Raw genomic sequence first — 13,873 nt, 5'->3', positions numbered from 1 at the left:
GCGCTCCGAGGAGGTTGATGGTGGATGCTGGAAGGAGCCTTCGCCGGCGTTTACACTGGGAGCGTTCGTCCTCTGCGGTGCGATCCCGTCCTGTCCTTATGAACATCCTGTCCTGAAGATTCGCCCCGTCCTGAAGACTCGCCCCGTCCTGAAGACTCGGAGTGCTCCCACCATGAACCAGCTCATCGTGTTCGCCGTCGGGCGATTTCTGCGCATTCTCGGTCGCATTGCCCCCCGGCGCGCCGGGCGCTTCGCCTTCCGCATGTTCTGCACACCGCGCTTCCGGGGCAAGGTTCCGGGCGTGGTGGAGTCGGTGATGGAGGCCGCCGAGAGGCTGGCCTTGGAGGTCGAGGGCCAGCGCATCCAGGCCTACCACTGGCCCCATCCGGAGCGCGGTGAGGAGGCGCCATTGGTGATTCTGGTTCACGGCTGGGAGTCCCGCGCCGCCCGGCTCGCCGTGTGGGTGGAGCCTCTGCGGGCGGCGGGGTTTCGGGTCGCGGCGGCGGATGCCCCGGCCCACGGCGAGTCCGAGGGCAAGATCACCTCGCCCCGGGGATTCGCTCTGGCGTTGATGGCGCTGGCCGAGGAAGTGGGGGCTCCGGCGGCCTTGGTGGCCCATTCGGTGGGCGGACTGGCCAGTTTCCTGGCGGTGACCGCCGGTGAGCTCCTGGGTTTTTACAACCTGCAGCCCCAGCGCATGGTGATTCTCGCCGGCGCCGAGAGCGGTGTCGACGCCACCGCCTATTTCTGTCGCGCGCTGGGCCTGCCCCGGTCCTTGCACCGCCGCATGCTCGACGCCGTGGTGGAAGTCTTCGGATTCTCCATGGCCGAATTCGACGCCCACCGCCGGGCGGCGGAGGTCACCAGCCCCGTTCTGTGGCTCCACGATCCGGAGGATCCGGAAGTGCCCTTCGAAGGGGCGCAGCGGGTCGTGCGGAAGAGCTCGCGGGTGCAGCTGGAGACCGTTCCCGGTCTCGGCCATCACCGCATCGCCCGGGATCCGGAGATCATCGCCCGGGGGGTCGAGTTCTTGGCGCCGATCCTGTCGGCGGGCGAAGCGGGACCTGTCGAGGAGCCTGCTGGCGTTTGAGCGGCGAGAGCTACCAGCCGAGGAGCCAGGCGAAGATCAGCGGCGCCACGATGGTGGCGTCGGATTCGATGATGAAGCTGGGGGTTTCCGGGGTCAGCTTGCCCCAGGTGATTTTCTCGTTGGGCACGGCGCCGGAGTAGGAGCCGTAGCTGGTGGTGGAGTCGCTGATCTGGCAGAAGTAGGCCCAGTGGGGCGCCGGCTGGCGCAGATCCTGCTCGATGAGGGGAACCACGCAGATGGGGAAGTCGCCGGCGATGCCGCCGCCGATCTGGAAGAAGCCCGCCGGCCGCTCGCCGGCGGTCTCGCGGTACCAATCCACCAAATACGTCATGTACTCGATGCCGGTGCGCACGGTGTGGGGATTCTCGATGTCGCCCTGGATGCAGTGAGCGGCGAAGATATTGCCCAGGGTCGAATCCTCCCAGCCCGGCACGATGATCGGCAGATTTTTCTTCGCCGCCGCCATCAGCCAGCTGTTGTCGGGATCGATCTGGTAGTGCTTCTCGAGCTCGCCGGAGAGCAGCAGCCGGTAGAGGAACTCGTGGGGAAAATAGCGCTCGCCGGCCTTGTCCGCGTCCTCCCACAGCTTGATCACGGTGTGCTCGATGCGCCGCATCGCTTCCTCTTCGGGAATGCAGGTGTCGGTGACCCGATTGAGCTGGCGCTCCAACAGCTTTTGCTCGTCGGCCTTGGTGAGGTCGCGGTAGTTGGGGACCCGCACGTAGTGATCGTGGGCCACCAGATTGAACACGTCCTCCTCCAGGTTGGCGCCGGTGCAGGTGATGATCTGGACCTTGTCCTGGCGGATCATCTCGGCCAGCGAAAGTCCCAGCTCGGCGGTGCTCATGGCGCCGGCGAGGGTGATCATCATCGAGCCGCCGTCCTCCAAATGCTTTTCGTAGGCGCGGGCGGCATCCATCAACGCCGCGGCGTTGAAGTGACGGTAGTGGTGGTCGATGAACCGGGAGACAGGACCTCGTTCCATGCTGCGAACCCTTCCTCTGACTTCAACCTTCGCCAGACTTCAAACGTCGAATCTCGGTCTGCGATGCTTCTCATCCGCGGGCCTTGCGCGGGTGGCGCCGGGCGCTGAGATCATTGTTTCACGCCCCCTCAATTCCCGCTGGAGGTCCACCGGTACCTTCGCTTCGGCACCGGCGACCTCTCGCACCAATCGCGGCACCAAGTAGCCCGGCAAGCGGCGGGTGAGGCCGGCGGCGAGGCGCCGGGCTTCGGGCTCCGGAACTTCGAAGTGAGCGGCGCCGTCCACCCGGTCCAGCAGGTGCAGATAGTAGGGCAGCACCCCGGCGGCGAAGAGCACTTCGCTGAGCTCCTCCAGCACCGCCACATCGTCGTTGACGCCGCGCAGCAGCACCGCCTGGTTGAGCAGCGTGACCCCCGCCCGGCGCAGCCTCTCCAAGGCTTCCACCACCGCATCGTCGATCTCCCGCGGGTGGTTGGCGTGGATCACCAGCACCGGCCGTAGCCGCGAGCCCGCCAGCCACTCCAGCAGCTGGTGGTCGATGCGCTCCGGCAGCACCACCGGCAGCCGGCTGTGGATCCGCAGACGGCGCAGATGGGGGATGGCGGTGAGGCGCTGGACCAGCTCCGCCAGCTGGCCGTCGCTCACCGACAGGGGGTCGCCGCCGCTGAGGATCACCTCCACCAGGCTCGAATCCGCCGCCAGATGCTCCAGCGCTTGGTCCCAAGTGCCGCGGCCGCTGCTCTCGGCGTAGGGGAAGTGGCGGCGGAAGCAGTAGCGGCAGTGGACGGCGCAGGCGCCGGTGACCACCAGCAAGGCCCGGCCGCGGTATTTGTGCAGCAGCCCCGGGGTGGGGTGGGACTCGCTCTCCGCCAGCGGATCGGTGGAGAATCCCGGTGCCGGCTGCGCTTCCCGGTCCACCGGCAAGACCTGGCGCAGCAGCGGGTCGGCGGGGTCGCCGGGGCGCATGCGGGCGGCGAATCCGCGAGGCACTCGCAGGGGAAACTGGCGCCGCGCCGCCGCCGCGTCCTCGGGAACGCCGAGAGCGGCGGGGGAGAGCTGCAGCAGCTCCAGGAGCTCGAGGGGATCGGAGATGGCCTGAGTCAGCGCTTGCTGCCAGGCTGGAGTGCTTCGTACTATCATGGGTGACCCGGTCCTCAATGGCTCAGTGACCGAAGATTCCAAGCATTCAACCATATTGCGACCCAGCTCCGAGGAAACTATGGCTTATAGCACCAACCAATTGAAGAGCGGCCTGAAGGTCATGCTCGACGGCGACCCCTGCACCATCATCGACACCGAGTTCGTCAAACCCGGCAAGGGGCAGGCCTTCGTCCGCGTCAAGCTGCGCAACCTCTCCACCGGCAGAGTGCTCGAGAAGACCCTCAAATCCGGTGAGGGCTTCGACGAAGCGGACGTGATGGAAACGGATATGCAGTACCTCTACACCGACGGGGAGTTCTGGCACTTCATGGTCCCCGACACGTTCGTCCAGCACCAGGCCAACGCCAATGCCATGGGCGACACGGTGAACTGGATCAAAGAAGAGGATATGTGCACCGTGACCCTCTACAACGGTCATCCCCTCTCCGTCACCGCCCCCAACTTCGTGACCCTCAAGGTGACCCAGACCGACCCCGGCCTCAAGGGCGACACCTCCTCCGGCGGCAGCAAGCCCGCGACTCTGGAGACCGGTGCCGTGGTGCGGGTACCGCTCTTCATCCAAGAAGAAGAGGTGATCAAAGTCGACACCCGCTCCGGCGAATACGTCTCCCGCGCCAAGGAGTAGCACCTTGTGGCGGCCCACCGCCGGCCTGGAAGCCCTGCGCCGGCGGGCCGAGGTCTTGGCCGAGATTCGGGCCTTCTTCGCCGAGGCGGGGGTGCTCGAAGTGGAGACCCCCCTGCTCGGCGCCGCCACCGCCTCCGATCTGCACATTCAAAGCATCGTCGCCACCGTCGGTGGCCGCCGGGGCTATCTGCAAACCTCCCCGGAATACGCCATGAAGCGGCTGCTGGCCGCCGGCAGCGGTCCCATCTACCAGATCTCCAAGGCCTTTCGCGACGGCGAGCAAGGCCGCCGTCACAATCCTGAATTCACTCTCCTCGAATGGTACCGGCCGGGGTGGGATCACCACCGGCTGATGGACGAGGTGGCGGCGCTGCTCAGCCGGATCCTCAGCGTGCCGCCGGCGGAGCGCCAAACCTACCGCGAGGCGGTGCGCGAGCATGCCGGGGTCGATCCCTGGACCGCCTCGGCGCAGGAGCTGCGGCGGCGAGCGCAGGAGCTGGGTCTCGGCGAGGTCTCCGGTCTCGACGCCGACGACCGCGGCGGCTGGCTCGACCTGCTCCTGAGCCTGGTGGTGGAGCCGCAGTTGGGGCGCCGCCGGCCGACCCTGCTCTACGACTATCCGCCGGATCAGGCGGCGCTGGCGCGGGTCCGGGGGCAGGGGGAGGACGCGGTGGCGGAACGGTTCGAGGCCTATGTCGAGGGCGTGGAGCTGGCCAACGGCTACCACGAGCTTCTCGACCCGGCGGAGCAGCGGCGGCGCTTCGAGCGCGATCTGGACCGCCGGGCCGAGGCGGGTCTACCCCCGGTGCCGGTGGACGAGCGCTTGCTGGCGGCGCTGGAGGCGGGGCTGCCCCCCTGCGCCGGGGTCGCCCTGGGAGTGGACCGATTGGTGATGCTCGCCGCCGGGGCGAGCTCGTTGCAGGAGGTGCTTGCGTTTCCGGCCGATCGGGCCTGATGCGCTAAGGCGTCTCCAACTGCCGCCCGAGACTGACCACTCGCCGATCTTCCGGATCCAATCGACGAGCCTGTCGCAGCCAGCGGCGGGCCGCTTTCTCCCTGCCGACCTCCAACGCCCATTGCCCGAGGGCGGCGTAGGCTTCCGCCAGCTCCGGATCCAGCTGGGAGGCGCGGCGGTAAAAGCGTTGGGCGGCGTCCAGCTCTCCCTGGCGCAGATTGATATCCCCCAGGCGCAGGTAGGTGAAGGGATTGCGGTTGCCGCTTTCGTCAGCCAGGGTGAGGAGCTCTTCCACCATCTCTTCCTTGCCCAGGTGGCGATAGAGCGCCGCCAGGTTGTGATAGGCGGCGCTGGTGCCGGCATCTTCTTGCAGCGCCCGCTGATAGGCGGTTTCCGCTCCCTCCAAATCGCCCAGCCGGCGGCGCACGACGCCGAGGTTGACCCAGCCGTCGGCGAGGGCAGGATCCAGCTGGACCGCCGTCTCCAACCACTGCAGCGCGCCTCCGGGCTGCCCTTTCCGAAGCAGCTCGGCACCACGGTTGGAGTAGAAGAGGGCAACAGCCCGCAGGTCCGAGATGTGGTGGAACCTGCGGTATTCGACGTCGGTGCGGTCCGTGAACTCGAGGATTTGAGGATCCTGCTGCGGCCCGGTGGCGGCGGTGACGTGACTGGCGTTGATCACCAGATCCCCTTCCTGGAAGAAGGATTGGATGTCCTGGACGAAGAGAAAATAGGCGTCGAGGTGAAGGGATCGGGCCATGGCCACGAAGAGGTGGGTGAAGGAGAGACAGTTGGCCTGGCGGGTCTCGAAGACTTCTTCGGCGGTGCCGGTGAAGTCACTGCGGTATTGCAGATTCAATCCTTCGAGCTGGACCAGCGCCTCCAGCAGTCGTTGGGAGCGCTCGGCCTTGGGCAGATTCTTGGGCACCGCCTCCCGCGCCCACTGCTCCATTTCCTCGGTCAGCTGGAAGGGCACCAGCACTTCATCGGGATCCAGGCCTCGGGCGGCGATGGCTTCCCGGGCGGCGGCGCTGGCGAGATGTTGAGGCCCCAGACTGCCGCAGGCGGTGAGGGAGAGGAGGAGGGTGAGGAAAGCGGCGAGAAGCCCGGGGCGCGGCCGCAAGAATCCCCCGCGAGCCGCTGGCGGCTCTGGCCCGAGTGAGGTGCTGCGGTTGCGTGTCATGGGCGATGCAGATTCCCTTTAATTCCCTTCAATCAAAACCTTGCTCGGCTGGGGTTCATTCCGTCCGAACGTTCCGTCCGAGAGGGTATCCATGTGGGCAGATCTACGCACTGCCTCCCCCGGAGCTCTGTGGACGACTGCCCGACCCCAGGTCCGGCCGCCGGATGACCAGGATGGTGATGTCGTCCTGGGGCGGTTGGCCGCCGGACCATTCTTCCCCCAGCTGGACCAGCTCGCCCAGCACCTGCCGGGCGCTGCCGCTGCCGTGGCGCGCCAGACATTCTTCCACCATGCGGTAACCAAGGCATTCGTCCAGCCCGTTGCGCCGCTCCGGCAGGCCGTCGGAGATCACCACCAGCGTATCCCCCGGCTCGAAGCTCACCGCCCGCGAAGGGTAGGGAGCCACCAGGTTGCCTCCCAGGGGCAGCGCCGGCAGCAGGATCTCCTCGACGCTGCCGGTGCTCCGCCGGTAGAGCAGCGCCGGCGGCATGGCGGCGGAGGCGATCTCGATCTCCCCGGGGCCGAGGCGGGCCAGGCCCAGCGCCATGCGCAGACCGCTGGGGTGAATCTCCCGCAGGATGCGGCTCAGGCGGTCGAGGATGCGGGCCGGCTCGCGCACGTCCAGCGAGCGCAGGGCGATCTTGGTCATGGAGACCATCATGCCCGCGGAGATGCCGTGGCCGGTGGCGTCGCCGTACGCGACGAAGAGGGAACCGTCCTCCTGGGGGAAGAAGTCGTAGTAATCCCCGCCGACCTCGGTGGCGGTTTGCATGTGCACGGCGATGTCCAGGTCCGGCCGCCGGGGCGGCTGTTTGGGCAGCATGGAGAGCTGCAGGGCGCGGGCGCGCTCGAGCTCCTCGGTTTTGCGCAGATCCTCGCTACGCCGGCGCACCCGCTGGCCCTGGGCTCGCAGCAGCAGCAAGAGCGCCCCGACCCCGAGGGCGGCGTAGAGGCCGTAGGCCCACCAGCTGCCCCACACCGGCGGGGCGATGGTGAGGGGCAGCTCCGCCCCCTCCAGATTCCACAGACCGTCGTTGTTGGAGCCCCGGACCTGGAAAAGGTAGCGACCCGGCGGCAGGTTGGAATAGGCCGCCTGGGGCTCGTTGCCGCCGTCGATCCACTCCCGGTCGAAACCCTTCAGCCGATAGGAGTATTGGTTGCGTCGCGGGTCGGCGTAGTGCAGCGCCGCCATCTCGAAGGTCAGGAAGTTCTCCCGGTGGGAGAGGCGCAATCGCCGGGCCGAGGGCGGCAGCTGGTCTCGGGGGACCGGCTCGTTGAACACCCGCACGGAGGTGATCGCCACGGAGGGTACCTGGGGATTGTCTCGGATCTCGCCCGGCTGGAAGCTGTGGAAACCGTAGACGCCGCCGAAGAAGAGGGTGCCGGTGGGACCGCGGTAGCACGAGCCACCGAGGAAGCGGTTGTTGTGGAGATCCTCCCGGGCGTCGAAACTGCGGACTTTCCCGGTGCTCGGGTCGAGGCGGCTGATGCCGCTTTCGGTGCTCATCCACAGCCGGCCTTGGGAGTCTTCCTGGGCGCAGAAGACAGCCCCCTCCGGCAAACCTTCGGCTTGGCCATAGTGTTCGATGGCCTGGCCTTCCGCCGACCATTGATCGAGACCCCGACCGGTGCTGATCCACAGCCGGTCTAGGGAGTCGGTGAGCAGGTGGTGGACCTCGTCGGAAGACAGGCTCACCGGATCCTCCGGATCGTGGGTGAACTGCTGGAACTGCCCGGTGCTGGGGTCGAGACGGCTCAGGCCGCCGCTTTGGGTGCCGACCCACAAGGCGCCGCTCCGCGGATCCCGGGCCAGGGAGGTGACGATGTTGTGGGACAGGCTGCGGGGGTTCTCCGGCGCGTGGCCGTAGGCCAAGACGGGATCTCCATTCCTGGGCAAATGCAGCAGGCCACCCCCCTGGGTGCCGACCCACAGGCCGCCGGAGCCGTCCCCCAACAGCGCCCGCACCCGCTGGGAGCGCAGCACCGGCTCGGCCTCGAGGCTTCTGCTGGTCACATCCAGTTGCTGCACGCCGTCGGCCAGGGTGCCGAACCACAGCCGGGTGACCTCCTCGCTGCCCTCGGGAGCATCGCCGAGTAGCGAGCGCACCATGTGGGCATCGTCGATGTCCGGGCCTTCGACGCGGGTGAACCCGTAGCTCTCCGGGTCCAACCGGTTGAGGCCGTTGGAGGTGCCGATCCACAGGGTGCCGTCGGACTGCTGGTAGAACGACCACACCGTGTTGTGGCTCAGCCCGGCGGGGCCCACCAGGTCGTTGAAGTGGTGCGTGAAGCGGTCCCGGTTGCGATGGAAGCTCACCGCTCCACCTTCGTCGGTGCCGACCCAGAAGGTGCCGGAGCGGTCCCGGAACAGGGTCGCCAGGAAATTCTCCGGCAGGCTGCTGGGGTCTACGGGGTTGCGCGGGTTGTGCTGAAAGGTGATCAGCTCCCCGCCGACGCCCCGGCGCTCCAGCCCGCCGCCGTAGGTGGCGATCCACAGATGTCCGCTCTCGTCCTCTTGCAGGCCGTGGATGTAGTCGTTGCTCAGGCTTTTCGGGTCCTCCGGGTCGTGGCGCCAGTGCTCGAAGGTTGCACCGTCGTCGGTGCTCTCATCCGGCTGCAGGCGGTTGAGGCCGGCTCCGGCTGTGCCCACCCACAAAGTTCCGCGGGAATCCCGGTACACCGTCTGCACCAGGTCGCTGCTCAGGCTCTTCGGGTCTTCCGGGTCGTGCCGATAGGTGCGAAAGCCTTCGTCCTCCGCGGCCCGGCGACCCAGGCCACCGCCGTAGGTGCCGATCCACAACGTGCCGTCGGCGTCCTCGTGGAGGCTCATCACCCGGTCGTGGCTCAAGCTGGCAGGGTCTGCCTCGGCGTGCCGAAAGACCGTCCATCGTCCGCTGGCCGGCTCCTGGCACCACAAGCCCTGGTCGGTGCCCACCCACAGCCGTCCCTGCCGGTCCTCCAGCAGGCTGGAGATCTGCGGGGGGCCGTCTTCCCCGCCGGGTTGGGCCGCTCCCCGGGGCTCTCCTGGGGGCGCCCCCAGCGGATAGGGCGAGAAAGTCTCGGTATCGGGGTCGAAGACGTCCAACCCGCCTTCGATGGTGCTCACCCACAGCCGGCCGTCGGCGGCAGCTTGGAGGGCGGTGACGTGGCTTCCGGAGAGAGACGACTCGTCCTCCGGGTCGTGGAGGAAGGAGCGGATGCGCTGGCCGTCGTAGCGATTGAGGCCTTCCCGGGTCCCCAACCAGAGGAATCCCTGGCGATCCTGGGTGATGGCGGTGACAGAGTCGTGACTCAATCCCCGGTGGGTATCGAGTACCTGGAAGGTCACCACTGGCGGTCCGGCGGCGCTGGCGGGGCTGGTGAAGAGCCAGGCCGCGCACCAGATCACCGCCGCCGTCACCGCCCGGGCCGCCGAGCCGTTGGAGCTGGATGCCGAGGATGGGCGCAAGAGAGTGAGCACTTGGAGGTCGGAAAAGAGCTTTCAGAGGACCGATCCGAGCTATCGTATCCCAGCGATCCAGGGTGTGCGGGCTGCGAAACCTCGCTCAGTAGCGTAAACTAGGTCTTCTCTCGACGGACGAGCCCGTCTCGGTGGTGTCGAAGCCCTCATGGAGGGCGGCCCGAAGATCCGCTTCCCCAACCCGGGGCCGGATCCGGATCCACCCGCTTTGGACCCGCCGCGGGAGATGCAGCCGGCCGCCCACGGGGTGCTGGCGCAAGCGCTTGCTTCGGAGCTGCTACACTTCAGAGCAAGTATTCGATCAATGACCTTAGAGAGGAACGTGCTAGTGAGAGGACGCCGAGGTAGATTTTTTGCTCCGCCCAAGAAGGACTCGACCCGAGTCAACGAAAGAATTCGCAAAAGCCCCGTTCGCTTGATCGACGCCGACGGCAGCCAAGTCGGGGTCGTCGACCTGGAGGCAGCGCGGGAGCGGGCCGCGGAGCAGAACCTGGATTTGGTGGAGGTCGGAGCCACCGCCGATCCGCCGGTCGTCAAGATCATGGACTGGGGCAAGACCAAGTTCGAGAAGGAAAAGGCTGCCCGCGAGTCCCGCAAGAAGGCCACCGTCATCGAGGTCAAAGAGGTCAAGTTCCGACCCACCATCGACGACAACGATTTCGAGATCAAGGCCAAGCGCGCCATCCGATTCCTCAAGAAGGGCAAGAAGGTCAAAATTACGGTCTTCTTCCGCCTGCGCCAGCTGCGCCGCCCGGAGCTCGGCACCAAGATTCTGGATCGCGTCACCGAGATGATTCAGGAGTCCGAGGTCGGCGAGGTGGAGACCCGCAGTGGCCTCGAAGGCCGTCAGATGGTGATGATCCTCAATCCCCTATCTTGAAGACCCAGTCGTGAGGTAAGCCCACCGCCGCCCCGCCCTCGCCTCGAGGCTTCGGCGGCACCAGATCGGTGCCCGGTGCCGGTCGTCCTACCTGCGGTTTGCTTCCACCCCTACCGCTTCGTGGTCGAGGTTGCTTGAGCGAAGACGGGGCCGTGACTCAGTCGCGGCCCCAGCCGCGGCTTTGCACCGCTACGCCCACCAACATCAAGACGAGGAAGAGCCATAGCTGAGCTACGGCCGGCAGCGGCTGAAGTTGCACCAAAATCGCCGCGCCTAGGAGCGCTGACAGTGCGATGAGGGCTCCTTCGAAGAGCAGCGACGCCAGCAGCGCGGCGAGAATGCCCCCGCCGACATAGATGGCGATGGGCCAAAACCCCGGTGCCTGGAGCGCCAGCCCATCCGCCAGCACCAGGGCTCCATAGCCGCCCAGCAGGAACCCGCCAATGGCCACCGCCACCCGCTGCACGAAGATCGCCAGCAGCGCTCCCACCACGCCCCCCAACACCGCCAACCCCCACCGCAACACCTCCCCCGCCCCCGGCGCCACCTGCGGCAGCAACAAAAACCCGGTCAAAAACCCCGCCGTAGCCAACGCCAACCAAAACAACCGCCGCCCGGCCAAGAGCAACAACAACCCCACCCCACCGCTCACCACGGCCATTTCCGGTCCCCCCGACGGCAGCCACGACATGTCGAACATGGAGGGATTTTAGCCTGTCGCGGGGTCCCCCGCGAGGCACTGAAGTACCTCGCGACTCGATAGCGTGCCCCCTTCCGAGGACGCGACCCCCGCCCGCCCCCGGAGCCGGCAAGATGCCGGTGGCCCCAGGAGGCGGATGCCCCCTCCCACCCCGGAGCCGGCAAGATGCCGGCGCCCCCAGGAGGGTCTTGGCACGGCATTCTTGGCCGGGGCGGGGGCGTCGTCCCGCCAGGGCCGAGATGCAGTAGCGAGGGGTTTGAACCCCTCGCGGGGGTGGTGGCTCGACATTGCTCCCTATCCGCCTCGGCCGTCCGCAAACCACTTCGTCACCCCCGCCTGCGCGGGAGTGACGGGGGTGGTGTGCAGGATGCGGTGTGGAAACGGGCCTGGGACCGCCGGCATCCTGCCGGCTCCGGGGTTGGGGGCTGCAATCATCCGCGAGGCTGACTTGCAGCTGTCACCCCGACAAGCTTGACTCCCCCCGCGGTGCTCCGTAAACTCCCTCAGTCAAACGTTTGTTTCAATCGAGCGATTGACTGCACCGACTGGACTGAGAGCACCATGAGCGTCCCCGAAGCGAATCCCGACAAGCCCGACACCAAGACGGCTCTCCTCGACGCCGCTGAGGAAGTCTTCGCCCAGAAGGGGGTGGAGGGGGGATCGCTGCGGGCGATCACCGAGCGGGCGGGGGCGAATCTGGCGGCGGTGAATTATCACTTCGGGTCGAAGGAAGGGCTGGTGCGGGCGGTCTTCGAGCGGCGCATCGTGCCGATGAACCGCGAGCGCCTGGATCGCCTCGACCGCCTCGAAGAGGGCGCCGGGGACCGGCCGCTGGCAATGGCGGAGATCGTCGGGGCCTTCGTCGATCCGGTACTGCACATGGCGGTGGGCCCCAATCCCCAGATCCGCTCCTTCCGGCAGCTCATGGGACGGGTCTACAGCGAGTCCCGGGAGCTCATGCTCGACCTCATCGTCGAGCAATTCCAAGAGGTCTTCCTGCGATTCTTCCAAGCTTTGAGCAAGGCCCTGCCGCAGCTCTCGCCGCCGCTGGTGATGGCGCGGATGCACTTCATGGTCGGTTGCATGGTGCAGACCATGCTCAACGAGGATCTGGTGGAGCGCCAGCTCTGCTTGCTGGAGGCGCCCTTCGACGCCCGGCGCATGGAGGCGGAGCTGAAATCTTTCATCGTCGCCGGGTTGCAGGCGCCGGTGAGTGGGGAGTGGGAAGCGGACGAGGCGGATATGGACCGCTGGCAGGAGTGGATGGAGCGCCGAGAAGAGGTAGAGGAACCATGAGCCAAGCCGTTCGATCAAGACTCGGTTTTCGAAGACTCCTGAGCCCGCGGGCGTCGGGCCTGCTGGGCCTGCTGGGTGCTCTGGGCCTGACGGCCTGTGGGCACAGCACCGCCGTGTCTCCGGAGGTGGGGGTCGAGGTGCCGGAGCGATGGACCGCTGAGGCGGCGATATCGGAAGCGGCGCCGGGAGATCTTTCGTTGCCGGCCCTGGCGGCCTCGGATCTACCGGAAGTTGGCTTCGACCTCGGGGAGCCGGCCCTGGCGGCGGTCATCGAGGAAGCCTTGGAGGGCAATCGGGATCTGGCGGCGGCGGCGGCGCGGCTGGACCAGGCGGCGGCGCGGGCGCGCATCGCCGGGGCGGACCTCTGGCCCCAGGCGTCGGCGGGATTCGACGCCAATCGCTCCAAGCGCAACTTCATTGGTTTTCCTATTCCTGGCAGCGGCGGCGACGAGGTGCTGAGCTCCACCTCCACCACCTTCGGGGTCGCCCTCAATGTCAGTTGGGAGCCGGATTTGTGGGGCCGGGTGCGGGCCGGCCGGGATGCCGCCAACGCCGACCTGGCGGCGGCGCAGGCGGATTTCGTTGGAGCTCGGCGCTCGCTGGCGGCGCAGACCGCCAAGGCCTGGCTGGCGGCGGTGGAGGCGGCGCAGCAGCGCTCGCTGGCCCAGGTCACGCTGGAGAATCGAGAAGACAGCACCGCCAAGGTGCGCCGGCGCTACGAGGCGGGCCTGCGCTCGCCCTTGGATTTGCGCCTGGCCCAGGCCAGCGACGAGGGTGCCCGGGCGAGCCTGGCGGCCCGCCGAGCCCAGCTCGACGCCGCCCTGCGCCAGCTGGAAGTGCTCCTGGGGCGCTATCCGGCGGCGCGGCTGGAGCTAGCGGGGGAGCTGCCTCGGGCCGCCGCGGTGCCGGCGGGGCTGCCCTCGGAATTGGTCACCCGGCGCCCGGACGTGCAGGCGGCGGAACGGCGACTGGTGGCCGCCGGGGCACGGGTGGCGGAAGCCCGGGCGTCCCTCTATCCTCGCATAACCCTCACCGGTTCCACCGGCACCAGCAGCGAGCAACTGGAGAATCTGCTGGACGGCGATTTCTCGGTGTGGAGCCTGGCGGGGTCGATCCTCCAGCCGCTCTTCCAGGGCGGGCGACTGCGCGCCGGCGTCGATCTCGCCCGGGCCACCGAGGCGGAGGGCGTGGCGGCCTATGCCGGCACCGTGCTGCGGGCCTTCGCCGAGGTGGAGACCAACCTGGCGGCGACGGAGCTTCTGCGGCTCCAGGAAGAAGCCTTGGAAGGGGCGGTGGAACAGGCGGTGGCGGCGGAGCGGCTGGCCCAGGAGCGCTACGGATCGGGCCTGGCGGACTACCTCACGGTGCTCGAAAGCCAGCGCCAGGCTCTCGATTCCCAAAGTCAGCTGCTGTCGGTGCGCCGCCAGCGCCTCGCCGCCCAGATCGATCTCTATCTGGCCCTGGGCGGGGATCTGGAGCCTTCTCTCGAGCCGGAGCAGGTTCCGTCCGATCCGTTAGAGGCCGCCGCTCGCTGATCC

General features: G+C 67.7%; 11 protein-coding genes. 6 read left to right on the top strand and 5 right to left on the bottom strand.

The genetic code is table 11. From position 1 onward, the window contains the following. Positions 1–172: 172 nt before the first annotated feature. Positions 173–1,090 carry an alpha/beta hydrolase gene (locus SX243_04935; protein MDY7092302.1) on the top strand — a complete coding sequence of 306 codons (918 nt, stop codon included), beginning with the start codon at positions 173–175 and terminating at the stop codon, positions 1,088–1,090. A gap of 10 nt (positions 1,091–1,100) precedes the next feature. On the opposite strand, the gene SX243_04930 is transcribed toward SX243_04935, so the two are convergent. Both SX243_04930 and epmB read right to left on the bottom strand, forming a co-directional pair. Next, the gene (locus tag SX243_04930; protein ID MDY7092301.1) at positions 1,101–2,075 is read right to left on the bottom strand and encodes a deoxyhypusine synthase family protein; all 975 of its coding nucleotides are present in this window, start codon (positions 2,073–2,075) and stop codon (positions 1,101–1,103) included. Positions 2,076–2,114: 39 nt separating this feature from the next. Beyond that, complete coding sequence (gene epmB, locus SX243_04925; protein ID MDY7092300.1) at positions 2,115–3,215, bottom strand: EF-P beta-lysylation protein EpmB; 1,101 nt, start codon at positions 3,213–3,215, stop codon at positions 2,115–2,117. 79 nt (positions 3,216–3,294) lie between these two features. On the opposite strand from epmB, the gene efp reads away from it, so the two are divergent. Together efp and epmA are read left to right on the top strand one after the other, a co-directional pair. Further along, the gene (gene efp / locus SX243_04920; protein ID MDY7092299.1) at positions 3,295–3,861 is read left to right on the top strand and encodes an elongation factor P; all 567 of its coding nucleotides are present in this window, start codon (positions 3,295–3,297) and stop codon (positions 3,859–3,861) included. Positions 3,862–3,865: 4 nt separating this feature from the next. Next, on the top strand, positions 3,866–4,816 hold the full coding sequence (epmA, locus tag SX243_04915; protein MDY7092298.1) for an EF-P lysine aminoacylase EpmA: 951 nt from the start codon (positions 3,866–3,868) through the stop codon (positions 4,814–4,816). Positions 4,817–4,820: 4 nt separating this feature from the next. Here the strand turns inward: epmA and SX243_04910 are convergent, their stop codons facing one another. Then, positions 4,821–5,939, bottom strand: a complete 1,119-nt coding sequence (locus tag SX243_04910) for a tetratricopeptide repeat protein (protein MDY7092297.1) — start codon at positions 5,937–5,939, stop codon at positions 4,821–4,823. A gap of 163 nt (positions 5,940–6,102) precedes the next feature. After that, positions 6,103–9,447 (bottom strand): two-component regulator propeller domain-containing protein, encoded by a 3,345-nt coding sequence (locus SX243_04905; protein ID MDY7092296.1) that lies wholly within the window; start codon positions 9,445–9,447, stop codon positions 6,103–6,105. A gap of 316 nt (positions 9,448–9,763) precedes the next feature. Here SX243_04905 and infC point away from each other — a divergent pair, with 316 nt between their 5' ends. Further along, complete coding sequence (gene infC / locus SX243_04900) at positions 9,764–10,339, top strand: translation initiation factor IF-3 (GenBank protein MDY7092295.1); 576 nt, start codon at positions 9,764–9,766, stop codon at positions 10,337–10,339. A 157-nt stretch (positions 10,340–10,496) separates the two neighbouring features. On the opposite strand, the gene SX243_04895 is transcribed toward infC, so the two are convergent. Then, the gene (locus tag SX243_04895; GenBank protein MDY7092294.1) at positions 10,497–11,039 is read right to left on the bottom strand and encodes a DUF4203 domain-containing protein; all 543 of its coding nucleotides are present in this window, start codon (positions 11,037–11,039) and stop codon (positions 10,497–10,499) included. 561 nt (positions 11,040–11,600) lie between these two features. On the opposite strand from SX243_04895, the gene SX243_04890 reads away from it, so the two are divergent. Together SX243_04890 and SX243_04885 are read left to right on the top strand one after the other, a co-directional pair. Then, complete coding sequence (locus SX243_04890) at positions 11,601–12,335, top strand: TetR/AcrR family transcriptional regulator (GenBank protein MDY7092293.1); 735 nt, start codon at positions 11,601–11,603, stop codon at positions 12,333–12,335. Then, entirely contained in the window at positions 12,332–13,870 is a 1,539-nt protein-coding gene (locus SX243_04885) for an efflux transporter outer membrane subunit (protein ID MDY7092292.1), read from the top strand. The genes SX243_04890 and SX243_04885 overlap by 4 nt, the downstream gene beginning before the upstream one ends. Positions 13,871–13,873: the final 3 nt, after the last annotated feature.

The sequence above is a fragment of the Acidobacteriota bacterium genome, from assembly GCA_034211275.1.
Taxonomy (GTDB): Bacteria; Acidobacteriota; Thermoanaerobaculia; order Multivoradales; family JAHZIX01; genus JAGQSE01.
Note: the sequence above shows the minus strand (reverse complement) of the source record. Positions and strands in the feature narration are given on the sequence as shown.

Coding starts and splice junctions, on each gene's coding strand:
- SX243_04935 (MDY7092302.1), top strand. CDS start 173: ATGAACCAGCTCATCGTGTTCGCCGTCGGGCGATTTCTGCGCATTCTC.
- SX243_04930 (MDY7092301.1), bottom strand. CDS start 2,075: ATGGAACGAGGTCCTGTCTCCCGGTTCATCGACCACCACTACCGTCAC.
- epmB (MDY7092300.1), bottom strand. CDS start 3,215: ATGATAGTACGAAGCACTCCAGCCTGGCAGCAAGCGCTGACTCAGGCC.
- efp (MDY7092299.1), top strand. CDS start 3,295: ATGGCTTATAGCACCAACCAATTGAAGAGCGGCCTGAAGGTCATGCTC.
- infC (MDY7092295.1), top strand. CDS start 9,764: ATGACCTTAGAGAGGAACGTGCTAGTGAGAGGACGCCGAGGTAGATTT.
- SX243_04895 (MDY7092294.1), bottom strand. CDS start 11,039: ATGTTCGACATGTCGTGGCTGCCGTCGGGGGGACCGGAAATGGCCGTG.
- SX243_04890 (MDY7092293.1), top strand. CDS start 11,601: ATGAGCGTCCCCGAAGCGAATCCCGACAAGCCCGACACCAAGACGGCT.
- SX243_04885 (MDY7092292.1), top strand. CDS start 12,332: ATGAGCCAAGCCGTTCGATCAAGACTCGGTTTTCGAAGACTCCTGAGC.